At 72.3% G+C, this 12,927-nt stretch carries 8 protein-coding genes; 6 read left to right on the top strand and 2 right to left on the bottom strand.

Annotated features, from left to right (window positions below; translation table 11 throughout):
• The first annotated feature begins 257 nt into the window (after positions 1–257).
• From MID12_RS04455 to MID12_RS04430, 6 genes are all read left to right on the top strand, one after another.
• Positions 258–1,601 (top strand): FAD-dependent oxidoreductase, encoded by a 1,344-nt coding sequence (locus MID12_RS04455; RefSeq protein ID WP_078844730.1) that lies wholly within the window; start codon positions 258–260, stop codon positions 1,599–1,601.
• A 35-nt stretch (positions 1,602–1,636) separates the two neighbouring features.
• Positions 1,637–2,662, top strand: coding sequence for a UbiA family prenyltransferase (locus tag MID12_RS04450; protein ID WP_052482117.1), 1,026 nt, complete (start codon positions 1,637–1,639; stop codon positions 2,660–2,662).
• Between the two features lie 54 nt (positions 2,663–2,716).
• On the top strand, positions 2,717–4,321 hold the full coding sequence (locus MID12_RS04445; RefSeq protein ID WP_040246830.1) for a class I adenylate-forming enzyme family protein: 1,605 nt from the start codon (positions 2,717–2,719) through the stop codon (positions 4,319–4,321).
• A gap of 29 nt (positions 4,322–4,350) precedes the next feature.
• Positions 4,351–5,715, top strand: coding sequence for a protoporphyrinogen/coproporphyrinogen oxidase (locus MID12_RS04440; RefSeq protein ID WP_263165023.1), 1,365 nt, complete (start codon positions 4,351–4,353; stop codon positions 5,713–5,715).
• Between the two features lie 225 nt (positions 5,716–5,940).
• Positions 5,941–8,388 (top strand): ATP-binding protein, encoded by a 2,448-nt coding sequence (locus tag MID12_RS04435; RefSeq protein WP_263165022.1) that lies wholly within the window; start codon positions 5,941–5,943, stop codon positions 8,386–8,388.
• Positions 8,389–8,818: 430 nt separating this feature from the next.
• On the top strand, positions 8,819–9,709 hold the full coding sequence (locus tag MID12_RS04430) for a S1 family peptidase (protein ID WP_040246826.1): 891 nt from the start codon (positions 8,819–8,821) through the stop codon (positions 9,707–9,709).
• Between the two features lie 211 nt (positions 9,710–9,920).
• Here MID12_RS04430 and ispG read toward each other — a convergent pair whose 3' ends face one another.
• Entirely contained in the window at positions 9,921–11,075 is a 1,155-nt protein-coding gene (ispG, locus tag MID12_RS04425; RefSeq protein ID WP_263165021.1) for a flavodoxin-dependent (E)-4-hydroxy-3-methylbut-2-enyl-diphosphate synthase, read from the bottom strand.
• Complete coding sequence (locus MID12_RS04420; protein WP_040246823.1) at positions 11,075–12,898, bottom strand: 1-deoxy-D-xylulose-5-phosphate synthase; 1,824 nt, start codon at positions 12,896–12,898, stop codon at positions 11,075–11,077. The genes ispG and MID12_RS04420 overlap by 1 nt, the downstream gene beginning before the upstream one ends.
• Between the last annotated feature and the right edge of the window lie 29 nt (positions 12,899–12,927).

Raw genomic sequence — 12,927 nt, 5'->3', positions numbered from 1 at the left:
TACACCCGATCAAGGTAGGGAGCGCACAAGCACACTGGCAATGACAAGTCTCCACTGCTCGGCCACAGTTGGCCGACATCGAGCGAGGGCACCCGCTGCTCCCCGGCCACCCTCCCTGCCGGGCCGAATGAAGAAAATGACAAGTGTGTGCGGGTCATTCCGCCGGTGACTGCTATATCTCGCGACCGCTCCGCCCTCCTAAATTGCGGCATGAAGAGTCGAGGGCAATCCCAGACATTCCCTGGAGGGTCAAGCGAATGAGCCAGCGTGGAAGGACCGCTGTCATCGGCGGAGGGATGGCCGGTTGCGCCGCCGCCAAGGAGTTGATCAAGGCTGGCCGTGAGGTCGTCATATTCGAGGCGGCCGCCGGACTCGGCGGCCGGGCTCGTTCGTGGCACCGTTCGGAGATCGAGCCCTCGGTCGGCATCAACCTCTGGTTCACCAGCTTTTACAAGCTGATGTTCGAGCGAATTCGCGAGTACGGTCTCGAGGACCAGCTCGTGGAGATGTCCAACAACGTCATTGTCGTGGACAAGGGCAAGCCCGCCGAGCTGCTGTCCGACTCGATGCGCAGCCTGCTGACCTACCCGCACGTGGGCCTGCGCGACCGGATCGGCTTCCTGACCGGCACCCTGAAGGAGACGGTCAAGCGCAAGCAGCTCGACATCTTCGACCCGGTCGCGCTCGCGCCGTTCGACGACGGCACCACCGCGGCGCAGTACGCCCGCAAGAGCCTGTCCCAGCGCGGCTTCGACAACCTGCTGCGCCCGGAGATCGAGTCCTTCTGGCTGTGGCGCTGCGAGGACATCTCCGCCGCCCACGTCCGCGCCATGCAGGCCCAGGTCGCCGGGGCGAAGTTCTACGTCTTCCGCAACGGCATGGAGGTCATCGCCGAGCGCAACGCCGAGGGCGCGGACATCCGCCTGGAGCACGAGGTCACCGAACTCCAGGTCGACGACGGGCGGGTGCACATCACGGCCCGGTCCGCCGACGGCGAGACCCGGAGCGAGGAGTTCGACGACGTGGTGGTCGCCACCACCGCCTCGGTCGCCGCCAAGCTCACCGCCGCGCTCCCCAACGACCTGGTGGGCCGCGACACCCGCGAGTTCCTGGAGACCCAGGTCTACGAGCCCGCCCTGTCGGTCTCCTACCTGGTCGACTTCTCCAGCATGCCCTCGGAGGCGCACATCGTGGCCGCGGGCGCGGACGACCCGCCGGTCAAGACGATCATCACCTTCCCGCGCACGGTACGCGACGAGAAGGGCAAGCCGGTCGACAAGCACCTCGCCTTCGTCTACCCGGGCCGGGCGCAGACCCGCCGCCTGCTGACCCTCTCCCCGGAGGAGCAGTACGCCGAGACCAAGCGCCTGGTCACCGAGCTGTGGCCGGACTTCCCCGCCGACGCCGAGCCCTTCGAGATCGCCAGCCGCCCGCAGGCGATGCCGCTGCCCGCGCCGGGCCGCTACCGGATGTCCGCGCGGGTCATCGGCCTCCAGCACGCCCCGGTCGTCTTCGCGGGCGACTACTTCACCTCGCCGATCTCCGAGGCGGCGATGCTCTCCGGCATCCGCGCCGCCGAGAAGCTGACCCAGACCGGCTGAGCCGGGGGTCGGCGAAAGGAGAGACGACAGCCGACATGGACGCCTTCACCTCCGTCGACGCGGTGTCCGGCGCGTCCGGCCCCGCTCCCGCTTCCGCTCCGGCCACCGGAGCGGAAGCGGGGCCGCCGGCCACCGGCCGGGCCCGACTCGTCGCCTACGCGCGGCTCGCGAAGTTCGAGTTCGTGCTCGACTACTACCTGAGCATGCTGGTGCTGTGGACCGCCCTCGCCGGGAGTGTGCGGTTCGCCTCCGACACCCTCACCACCCTGTTGCTCTTCCTCGTCGGCGAGGTGGGCGTGGTCTCGGCGGTGATGGCCCTGGACGACGTCAACGGCATCCGGGACGGCAGCGACCGGGCCAACTACCTCGGCACCGGCGGCACCCCGCTGCGCCCGCTGGAGCGCAAGCCCCTGCTGACCGGCGCGCTCACCGTCGCGCAGGCGACCCGCTTCGGGTACCTCAGCCTGATCTGGGGGGCGCTGTTCTGGACCGCGAGCGCGGTGCTCGCCCCGGAGCGGCCCGGCTGGGCCCTGGCGATCACGGGCCTGGTCCTCTTCGCCGGTTTCCAGTACTCCTGGGGCCTCAAGCTGAGCTACCGGGGCCTCGGCGAAGTCCTCATCATGGGCTGCCCGCTGGTCATCGTCATCGCGCCCTACGGCTTCGTGGCGGGGGAGCTGCCCGCCACGGTCCTGGTGGAGGGCGTGCTGTTCGGGCTCTGGCAGATCCTCGTCTCCTGCTACTCCAACACCAAGGACATCAGCGGGGACGCGGCCGTCGGGCGCACCACGGTCGCGGTGCGCACCTCGGCCCGCGGCAACCTGCTCTTCATCGGGCTGCTCTCCGCGGCCGACCTGCTGCTCGTCCTCGGGGCCTCGGCGGCGGGCTGGACCCCCTGGTGGTTCTTCGCCGCGCTGCTGCCGCAGATGGCGCTGAGGTCGCGGCAGTTCCTCTCCTTCGGCCGTACCGGCGACGCGCTCCTCGCACGCAGGCGGGGCGTGCTGGCGTTCCGTACCGGCGTCGCCGGAGTCGTCGTGGCCAACCTGATCCACTTCGCCAGCTGAGGGGCGGCGCCGCCTCCCGACAGGCGGCGCCGGCTCCGGACAGGACAGACAGACATGTCATTGAAGAAGAATCCCAGCGGCCTCGGTCTGCTCTTCGACGAGCAGGCGCAGGCCGGGCGCAGCACCCTCTTCCACCTCAGCCGCCCCTTCGACATCGCCCCCGAGGTCGGCACCGAGCTCTCCGTGCCCGCCCTCGCCGGACTCGTCGAGGAGATGTCGGCGGCCCTGTACGAGGCGGGCGCGCGGGCCGGTGACCGGGTGGCCATCGCCAAGGACAACCACTGGGACTACCTGATCCTCGCCTGCGCCGCCTCGCGCTTCGGCGCCCTGCCGGTGCTCGTCGCGGGCAGCCTGCCGCCCGCCACCCTGGGCACCGTGCTCAAGCGGGCCGAGGCCCAGGTCCTGGTCACCACCGAGGGCATCATCGCGCGCGCCGCCGAGGCCGGAGTGGACGTCAAGTCCCTTGCGCCGCGCACCGTGACGGTCGGCTCCGCCGCGCCCGGCACCGTCGCCCTGGAGGAGCTGCGCGGGGCCGCGAAGCCGCGGGTGCACAAGAGCGCGAGCTACGAGCCGATGGTCGCCACCCACACCTCGGGCACCACCGGTGTGCCCAAGCTGGTGGTGCACTCGGTGGACACCGTGCTCGGCCACCTCGGCCGCACCGAGTCGCTGCGCTTCCCGATCGTCGCCATGAAGCGCTCCGACATCGTGGCCACCGCCACCCCGTACAACCACATGCGCATGATCACCTGGAGCACCGGCACCCTGAAGCTGGAGCCCAAGGACGCCCTGGTGCTCACCGACGCCGACCCGGCGACCGCCGAGCGGATGTTCGCCAAGCGCCGCCCCACCTACCTGGAGGGGCTGCCCGCCGCGTACATCGGCTGGCAGGACCTGGCCGAGCGCCGCTCCGAACTCTTCGCGGACGTACGGCTGTTCGTGAGCACCTTCGACGCCGTGCACCCGCCCACGGTCCGCCGCTTCCTGAACGCGAGCAGGCGGCGCTTCCCGTCCTGGCTCCAGGGCTGGGGCCAGTCCGAGACCGGTCCGATGACCTTCCGGCTGCTGACCCGCAAGGCGATGGAGGCCAAGGGCGACCGGCACCCCACCACCCGCGACGTCGGCCGCCCCATCCCGGGCTTCACCTCGATGAAGGTCGTCGACCCGGCGACCATGAAGCCGGTCCCCAACGGCACCCCCGGTGTGCTGTTCACCCGTACCGACGGCCGCTGCATCGGCTACCTCGGTGAGCCCCAGCGCTGGCGGGAGAAGGCCAAGGGCAAGTGGTGGAACACCGGTGACTGGGGCGTGCGCAGCGCCAGCGGCAACTTCCGGCTCCTCGACCGCGAGGTCGACGTGATCCCGGGCATGAGCTGCATCGAGCTGGAGGACGTGCTCGCCGACCGGCTGCCCGAGCTGATCGAGGCCGCCGTGATCGGCATCCCCGGCAAGGAGCCGCTGCCGGTGCTCAGCACCAAGGACGGCACCCTCGACGAGGCCGCCTGGCGCCGGGCCACCGCCGACCTGCCCCCGCTGGGCACGCCGATGGTGATCCCGCTGGAGGAGATGCCGCGGACCAGCACCGGCAAGGTGCGCCGGGTCGAACTGCGCGAGCGCCTGCTCGGCGAGGAGACCTTCGGCACCGGACGCTGGACCTGAGCGGGCCGCGGGAGAAGGGGAGAGCTGCCATGGATCGCACGAGCAGTCATGTCGATGTGGCGGTCATCGGCGCCGGGATCTCCGGACTCACCGCCGCCTACCGGCTCCAGGAGGCCGGCCGCGTACCGGAGGTGTTCGAGGCCGACGAGGAGGTCGGCGGCCGGATGCAGGCGCGCAGGGAAGACGGCTGGCTGGTGGAGAAGGGCACCGAGACCCTTGCCGCGCACGGCTATCCGGCGACCTGGCGGCTGATCAAGGACGTCGGCCTCGACCGGGACGGCGGCGTGCTCAAGGTGAAGAGCCTCGCCGGGGTCTGGCGCGACGGCAAGGCGCACGCGGGCAGCGGGCACTTCGTCGGCACCCTCACCGGCGCGGGCCTCTCGCTGCCGGGCCGGATGGCGATGACCGGCATGATCGGTTCGCTGCTGCCCGCGCTCGGCAAGACGGACACCCGGCGGCCCGGCGAGGGCCCGCTCGGGCTGCGTACGGTCGCCGAGCTGGTCGAGGGCCGCCACCCCGATCTGCACGACTACCTGCTCCAGCCCGCCGCCGCCACCGGCTGGGCCTGGAACACCCGGCGCTCCTGTGTGGCGCCCCTGGTGGCCACCATGGTCGCCACCCGGGGGCTGCACGGCTGGCGCACCTACCGGGACGGCATGGACGCCCTCGCCCGGCGGGTGGCCGCGAAGCTGACGGTGCACACCGGCAGCGCCGTGCAGGAGGTCGCCGCGCAGCCCGGCGGCGGCGTCCGGGTGGCCTTCGCGGACGGCCGGGTGCTCACCGCGAACGACGTCGTCCTCGCGGTGCCCGCGCCGGTGGCCCGCAAGCTGTACCCCTCGGCTCCGGCGGCCGAACTGCCCTTCCTGGACGCGACCTCGTACTCCCGGATGATCCGGGTGACGCTGCGGGTGGACCGTCCGCTCGCGGTCAAGCAGTCGCGGGGGACCCCGAAGGTCTACGCGCTGCTGATCCCGGAGAAGGAGGACGGCTATCTGTCGGGGCTGACCTTCGAGCACTCCAAGGCCGCCAACCGGGCACCGCAGGGCAAGGGCCTGGTCTCCATGCTCACCGCCGAGCGGGCCACCGACGAGCTGATCGAGCGGCCCGACGAGGAGGTGGTCGAGGCGCTGCTCGCGCGCGCCGAGCGCTATGTGCCCCAGCTGCGCGCGGCAGTCCTCGGCTCCGCCGTGCACCGCTTCCCGTACGCGGCGCCGGAGGCCACCCCGGATGCGCTGCGCCTGCAGAGCGCCTTCCTCGACCGGCCGCACGGCCCGGTGGAGTTCGCCGGGGACTGGGTCTTCCAGCGCCCCACCAGCGAGGCCGCGGTCCAGGCCGGGGAACTGGCCGCGGAGCGGATCCTGTCCCGGAGCGCCGGCTCCGGATCCTCCGCCTGATCGCACCGGAGGTCCGGCCGCCGCCCCCGGCGGCCTCCTCACCGCAGCCGTCCGCAGGCCGTGTCCCCGGCCCGCGGGCGGCTGCTCCGCGTACCGCCGGGAGCGGAAGCCCGCCCTCCTGTGCCGCGTTGACCGAACCTTGACCGATCTTTGGACGGGACCTGCGAGGTTCCGTCAATCGGCAGACATCAGTCTTGCGGACACCACAAGCAGGCGGGGGCAGCTATGCGGGCGTCGAACGGTGCGGGTACCACATTCGCGGCAGGCACGACCGGGACAGGGCAGGCCGTACTCACCCACCAGCGGGCGCACTACCCGCTCACCTCCCATGTCGGCCGGGACACCGAACTCGCCGACCTCAAAGCCCGCGCCGGTGCGCCCGGCGGACAGGTCCTCACCCTCACCGGACCGGTCGGCGTCGGTAAGAGCCGCCTGGCCGACGTCTTCTTCGAGGAGATGCGCGGCGACTTCGCCGACGGCGGGCGCTACCTCGAACTCGACGCGCTGCCCGCCCGGCCCGGCGATCCGGACGGCGGCCTCGCCCGCGCGGTCGCCGAGGCGCTGACCGACGAGGGGTCCGCGGCCGGGGCCGACCCGCTGGACCTGCTGCGGGACTGCCTGACCGGGCGGGACTTCCTGCTCGTCCTCGACTGCGGCAGCCGCTCCTGCGAGGGCATCGCCGAACTGTGGGAGGCGGTCGCCCCGCTGGCCCGGCGGCTGTGCCTGCTCACCGTGGGCACCCAGGTCCTCGGCATGTACGGCGAGCACCGGGTGCCGCTCTTCCCGCTCGCGGTGCCCACCGAGGAGGACGCCCTGGACCTCGCCCGGCTCGGGCAGGTGGACTCGGTACGCCTCCTGGTGGACCGCACCCGGGCGCTGCGCCCCGGGTTCCGGCTCACCGAGGAGAACCGCGAGACCGTCGCCCGGCTGTGCCGGATGCTCGACGGACTGCCGCTCTCCCTGGAGGCCGCCGCCTCCCGGCTCAAGGTGAGTTCGCCGAGCGTGCTCCTCGACGAACTGCTGCGCGACCCGGCGATGTCCACCCCGGCCGGGACCGGTGCCAGGGCCGCCTCGGAGGAGGACCCGGCCCGCCCCGGCGCGGTGGCCGGACCCGACGCCCGCGGGCTCGCGCTCGACGCGGTACGGCTCCTGGTGCGCCTCGCGGTCTTCGAGCGCAGCTTCGGTGTGGCCGAGGCCGCCGGGGTGCTGGAACTGCCGCTCGACCTCACCCGGCGGGCACTTGAGGAACTGGTCGACCACAGCGCCCTGCTCACCGAGGAGCAGCGGGACGGCAGCGTGCGCTTCTGGATGCTGCGCAGGTCCCGGGCGTACGCGCTCGCGGACCTCGGCCGCCGCGGGGCGCTGACCGAGGCGCGTGCCGAGCACGCCGCCTTCTTCCAGCGCCAGGTGCACGGGCTCCGCGAACGGCTGCGGGGTGCCCAACAGGCCCAGGCCGCCGAGGAGTTCGCGCACTGGCGGCTCGATGTCCGGGCCGCTCTGGAGTTCCTGGTCGAGGGCGGCCGGGTCGAGGCGGCGGCCCGACTGGCCACCGCGGCCCAGCCCTGCTGGCTGCTGCGCGGCGAGGCGCGCGAGGCCGTGGACTGGCTCTCCGCCGCCCTCGGCCTCGGCGTGGAGAACCAGGAGGTGCGCTTGGCCGCCGCCCAGGCGCTCGGCGAGGCCCTGCTCCTGGACGGCGAGCCCGAGGCCGCCGCCCCGCTCCTCGAGGAGGCGCTCGCCGCGTACACCGCGCGGGACGAGGAGGCGGGCGTCGCGCTCACCCGGCTGCACCTGGCACGGCTCGCCCAGCTCCAGGGCGATCTGCCCGCCGCCGAGCACCAGTTGACCCTGGTCCTCGCCGAGCCCGGACCCGAGGGCTGCCCGGGGCGCAGGGCGGCGACCCTGGCCCGGCTCGCCGAGGTCCGCCGGGACCGGGGCGACACCGCGCAGGCGGTACGGCACGCGGCGGAGGCGGTACGGCTCTTCGAGGGCGCCGAGGACACCCGCGCCGCGGCCCGGGCCCAGCTCACCCTGGCCGGTCTGACGGTGACTCAGGGCGACTACGAGCACGCCGAGCAACTGGCCTGCCGGGCACTGCTGTTGCTCCAGGAGCGCGGTGATCTGCCTGAGGTGGCACGGGGATTGGCGGTGCTCGCCGAACTGCTGACCCACAAGTACGGGCGTACGGCGGCCGCTTGGGAGCGGGCGGCCCGGCTGCTCGGCTCGGCGGACGCCATCCGGCGCGGCGCGGGGGACACCCTGGCCGGGCAGCCGGGAGCGGTCGCCCCCGGACTGCTCGACCGGGTCAGTGAGCGGATGGGCGCGGCCGCCTTCGAGACCGCCTGGCAGGAGGGGGTCGCCAGCAGCCCGGCGGCGGCGGTGGCGCTGGCCCTCACCCTGATCGAGCCGACCAAGCACCAGCCCAGCTCCACCGATGTGGTGGGCTCGCTGACCCGCCGGGAGCACGAGGTGGCGATGCTGGTCACCGAGGGCCTCACCAACCGGGAGGTGGCCCGCAGGCTCGGCATCGCCGAGTGGACGGCGGTCAACCACATGCGCAAGGTGATGCAGAAACTCGGCTGCACCTCCCGGGTCCAGGTCGCCAGCCGGATGCTGCGGCCCCTGGACGGCCGCGAGGTGCAGGAGTCCGACTCCCGGGACCTGCTGCGGCGTTAGCCCGTACCCGGAGTCCCGCCTGCCGCCTTCCGCCTGCCGTGCGACGCCCGGCAGGCGGGACTCCCCGGAGACGGCCCGGAGACGGCGCGGGGCCGGGCCTTGCGGATGGGGCAGGTGGGACCGGGGTGCGGGGCGTGCCGGGTGGGGCGGGGCCGGGGGAGTCCCGGTCCGCGGAGGGGCCTGGGGGCCGCCGCTCGGTTTCCGTCATCGGGGCCTCTGCCCAGGGCTGCCAATCCACCGGTTTGGTGGTGTCTGGAGTACGGGTGGCGCCTGCATGTCGGCCAGCCCTGTCCCGGGGGTCTTGCGCGGACGGGCCGGCCTGCCCAGCATAAGCAACGTTGTCAGGGTCACATCACCTTCACATTCCTGACGACGTGTCATGGGGGCGTCCATCACGCCCCCTGGTTCCCCACGACCTGGAGGACACACAGTGCGACTCTCACACCCCCGCCACCTTTCGAGACGCGCACGACTCATCGCCGTGGCGACCGGCCTCGCGGCCACCGCGGCACTGGCGGTCCCCGCCGCCACCGCCTCGGCCCAGCCGGCCCCCAAGACGTTCAGCGCCACCGAGCTCAAGGCCACGGCCGACTCCCTGCGCACCGCCGACGTCGGCGGCACCGCGTGGTACGTCGACACCAAGACGGACAAGGTCGTCGTCACCGTCGACAGCACGGTCAGCAAGGCCGAGATCGCCAAGATCAAGGACGAGGCCGGCGTGAACGCCGACGCTCTCGTGCTCAAGCACACCCCCGGCAAGTTCTCCAAGCTCATCGCCGGTGGCGAGGCCATCACCACGGGTGGAGCCCGGTGCTCCCTCGGCTTCAACGTGCAGGACAGCGCGGGCACCAAGTACGCGCTGACCGCGGGCCACTGCACCAACATCGGCAGCTCGTGGTCGATCGGCACCACCGCCGGGTCCAGCTTCCCCGGCAACGACTACGGCATCATCCGCCACTCCAACGGTGGTGCGGCCGACGGCCGTGTCTACCTCTACAACGGCGGCTACCAGGAGATCACCGGTGCCGGCAACGCCTCGGTGGGCCAGTCGGTCCAGCGCAGCGGCAGCACCACCGGCGTCCACGGCGGTTCCGTCACCGGCCTCAACGCCACCGTCAACTACGGTGCCGACGGCATCGTCTCCGGTCTGATCCAGACCAACGTCTGCGCCGAGCCCGGCGACAGCGGTGGCTCGCTCTTCTCGGGCAGCACCGCGCTCGGCCTGACCTCCGGCGGCAGCGGCAACTGCTCCTCCGGCGGCACCACGTTCTTCCAGCCCGTCACCGAAGCGCTCAGCGCCTACGGTGTGAGCATCATCTGATTCCTGCTCCGACCGGGGTGGGATCCTCCCTGCCTTGAGCCTGTCCCCGTCCGGTTCGCCGGGCGGGGACAGCGCGCGTTCGGGGGCCCGTACGGACGACGGCGCGGGCGGGAGAGGGCGTACGGTGCGGATCCGCGCCGTACTCGCTCCTCTCCCGCCCGCGCCTGTGGCGAGACCTTCAACTCGGCTTCCCGCGGGGCCGGTCGACGGCTCAGGCCATGACCACCTCGGGTTCGCCGGAGGAGATGCCGTCGGCTTCCATCTGCTCGGCGATCTTCATGGCCTCCTCGATCAGGGTCTCCACGATCTTCGACTCCGGGACGGTCGCGATGACCTCGCCCTTCACGAAGATCTGCCCCTTGCCGTTGCCCGAGGCCACCCCGAGATCCGCCTCACGCGCCTCACCGGGACCGTTGACCACACAGCCCATGACCGCCACCCGCAACGGAACCTCCATCCCGGTCAGACCGGCGGTCACCTCCTCGGCCAGCTTGTACACATCCACCTGCGCCCGCCCGCACGAAGGACACGAGACGATCTCCAGACCCCGCTGCTTGAGGTTCAGCGACTCCAGGATCTGCAGACCGACCTTCACCTCCTCCGCCGGAGGCGCCGACAACGACACCCGCAGCGTGTCCCCGATCCCCTCACTGAGCAGCGCACCGAAGGCCACCGCCGACTTGATCGTGCCCTGGAACGCCGGACCCGCCTCGGTCACGCCGAGGTGCAGGGGGTAGTCGCAGGCCTCGGCGAGCTGCCGGTAGGCGTTGACCATCACCACCGGGTCGTTGTGCTTGACCGAGATCTTGATGTCGTGGAAACCGTGCTCCTCGAACAGCGAGGCCTCCCACAGCGCCGACTCCACCAGCGCCTCGGGGGTGGCCTTGCCGTACTTCTGCAGCAGCCGGCGGTCCAGGGAACCGGCGTTGACGCCGATACGGATCGGGGTCCCGGCGTCACCGGCGGCCTTGGCGATCTCCTTGACCTTGTCGTCGAACTGCTTGATGTTGCCGGGGTTCACACGCACTGCGGCGCAGCCGGCGTCGATGGCGGAGAAGACGTACTTGGGCTGGAAGTGGATGTCCGCGATCACCGGGATCTGCGACTTTCTGGCGATGGTGGCCAGCGCGTCCGCGTCGTCCTGGGTGGGGCAGGCCACCCGTACGATCTGGCAGCCCGAGGCGGTCAGCTCCGCGATCTGCTGGAGCGTGGCCCCGATGTCGGAGGTACGGGTCGTGGTCATCGACTGGACCGAGACGGGAGCGTCCCCGCCCACCGCCACGGTGCCCACCTGGATCTGGCGGCTCTTGCGCCGCTCGGCCAGCCTGGTCGGAACGGACGGAATACCGAGAGAAACCGCGGTCATCAGAGGGAAGTCCTTTCCGGGGCCCCGGAGGCGGTCACCGGGCTGCGGCGCTGACGCCAGTCGTGGATCTGTGCGGTGACGGCGCCGGGCGTCAGTCCGCAGTCCTCGAGAACCTGGGCACGCGAACCGTGGTCCAGGAATGCGCGGGGGATGCCGAAGGTGCGCACCGGGGTGTCGATCCCGGCGTCACCGAGGGCCTGGGCGAAGGCCGAGCCCACGCCGCCGGTGCGCCCGCTGTCCTCCAGGGTCACCACCCGGTCGAAGTAGGCGGCGGCCTCCACCAGCGTGGGGTTGACCGGGGCGACCCAGCGCGGGTCGACCACGGTGGCGCCGATGCCGGACTCGGCCAGCCGCTCGGCGACGTCGAGGGCGAGCCGGGCCATCGGGCCGACCGAGACGATCAGCACATCGCGGCCGGGCGCGTTGTGCAGCACGTCGAAGCCCTCGGTGCTGTCCAGGGCGGGGATGTCCTCGCCGCTGGAGCCCTTGGGGAAGCGCAGCACCGTCGGGCCCTCCTCCCAGGCCACCGCCTCGCGGAGCAGCTCGCGCAGCCGGGTGCCGTCGCGGGGTGCGGCGATACGGGTGTTGGGCACCGCCTGGAAGAGGGTCAGGTCCCACATGCCGTTGTGGCTCGCCCCGTCGTCGCCGGTGATCCCGGCGCGGTCCATCACCAGGGTGACCGGCGCGGAGTGCAGGGCGATGTCGGTGATCATCTGGTCGATCAGGCGGTTGCCGAAGGTCGCGTAGACGGCGAGCACCGGGTGCAGCCCGCCGAGCGCGAGGCCCGCCGCGGCGGCGGCGGCGTGCTGCTCGGCGATGCCGACGTCGATGGCGCGCTCGGGGAACTCCCGCAGGAAGTCCAGGAGTCCGACCGGCTCCGGCATGGCCGCGGTCAGCGCGACCACGTCCTCGCGCTCGGCGCCGATGCGCACCATCTCCTCGGAGAACACCGAGGTCCAGGAGGGTGCGGCCGGGGCCTTCGCCGCCGCGCCCGGGGCCACCGCCTTGGGCGCCGCGCGGACCACATGGCAGCGGTCGAGGTCGTTGGTCTCGGCGGGCCGCCAGCCGCGGCCCTTCTCGGTGACCACATGGACGAGCACCGGCCCGCCCAGGGCGGTGGCCCGGGTGAGGGCCTCCTCCAGGGCGGCCGTGTCGTGCCCGTCGACCGGGCCGAGGTAGCCGAAGCCGAACTCCTCGAAGACATTGCCGTCCGCCGGGTGGTGGCCCGCGCCCGCCGCGCGCAGCCTGGTCAGGTGCGCGGCGAGCCCGCCGACGGTCGGCGCGTAGGAGCGCTCGTTGTCGTTGAGCACCACGATCACCGGACGCTGCGGGGCGCCGCCCAGGTTGTTCAGCGCCTCCCAGGCGAGGCCCCCGGTGAGGGCGCCGTCACCGATGACGGCGACCACCGCGCGGTCGCTCTCACCGGTCAGCTCGCGGGCCCGGGCGAGCCCGTCCGCGTAGCTGAGGGCGGTGGAGGCGTGCGAGTTCTCGATCACGTCGTGCGGGGACTCGGCGCGCGAGGCGTAGCCGGAGATCCCGCCGCGCAGCCGCAGCCCGTCGAAGGCCGCGCGCCGCCCGGTCAGCAGCTTCTGTACGTACGTCTGGTGGCCGATGTCCCAGAGCAGGGTGTCCTTGGGCGAGTCGAAGACCCGGTGCAGGGCGATCGTCAGCTCGACCACGCCGAGGTTCGGGCCGAGGTGCCCGCCGACCCGGGTGACGGTGTCGATCATCACCTCGCGGATCTCGGCCGCCAGTTCGGCGAGCTGGGGGTGGCTGAGCTCCCGCAGGTCGCCGGGTTGTGTGATCTCCTCCAGTAGTGCCATGGCTGAGCTCCCTAACTCCGGGGGGTTTT

The sequence above is a fragment of the Streptomyces sp. SCSIO ZS0520 genome, from assembly GCF_025643355.1.
Lineage (GTDB): Bacteria > Actinomycetota > Actinomycetes > Streptomycetales > Streptomycetaceae > Streptomyces > Streptomyces physcomitrii.
The sequence above is the reverse complement of the archived record's forward strand: the minus strand, read 5'-3'. Positions and strand labels throughout refer to the sequence as shown.

Excerpts from the sequence above, each read along its gene's own strand:
- MID12_RS04455 (WP_078844730.1), top strand. The coding sequence starts at position 258 with ATGAGCCAGCGTGGAAGGACCGCTGTCATCGGCGGAGGGATGGCCGGT.
- MID12_RS04450 (WP_052482117.1), top strand. The coding sequence starts at position 1,637 with ATGGACGCCTTCACCTCCGTCGACGCGGTGTCCGGCGCGTCCGGCCCC.
- MID12_RS04445 (WP_040246830.1), top strand. The coding sequence starts at position 2,717 with ATGTCATTGAAGAAGAATCCCAGCGGCCTCGGTCTGCTCTTCGACGAG.
- MID12_RS04440 (WP_263165023.1), top strand. The coding sequence starts at position 4,351 with ATGGATCGCACGAGCAGTCATGTCGATGTGGCGGTCATCGGCGCCGGG.
- MID12_RS04435 (WP_263165022.1), top strand. The coding sequence starts at position 5,941 with ATGCGGGCGTCGAACGGTGCGGGTACCACATTCGCGGCAGGCACGACC.
- ispG (WP_263165021.1), bottom strand. The coding sequence starts at position 11,075 with ATGACCGCGGTTTCTCTCGGTATTCCGTCCGTTCCGACCAGGCTGGCC.
- MID12_RS04420 (WP_040246823.1), bottom strand. The coding sequence starts at position 12,898 with ATGGCACTACTGGAGGAGATCACACAACCCGGCGACCTGCGGGAGCTC.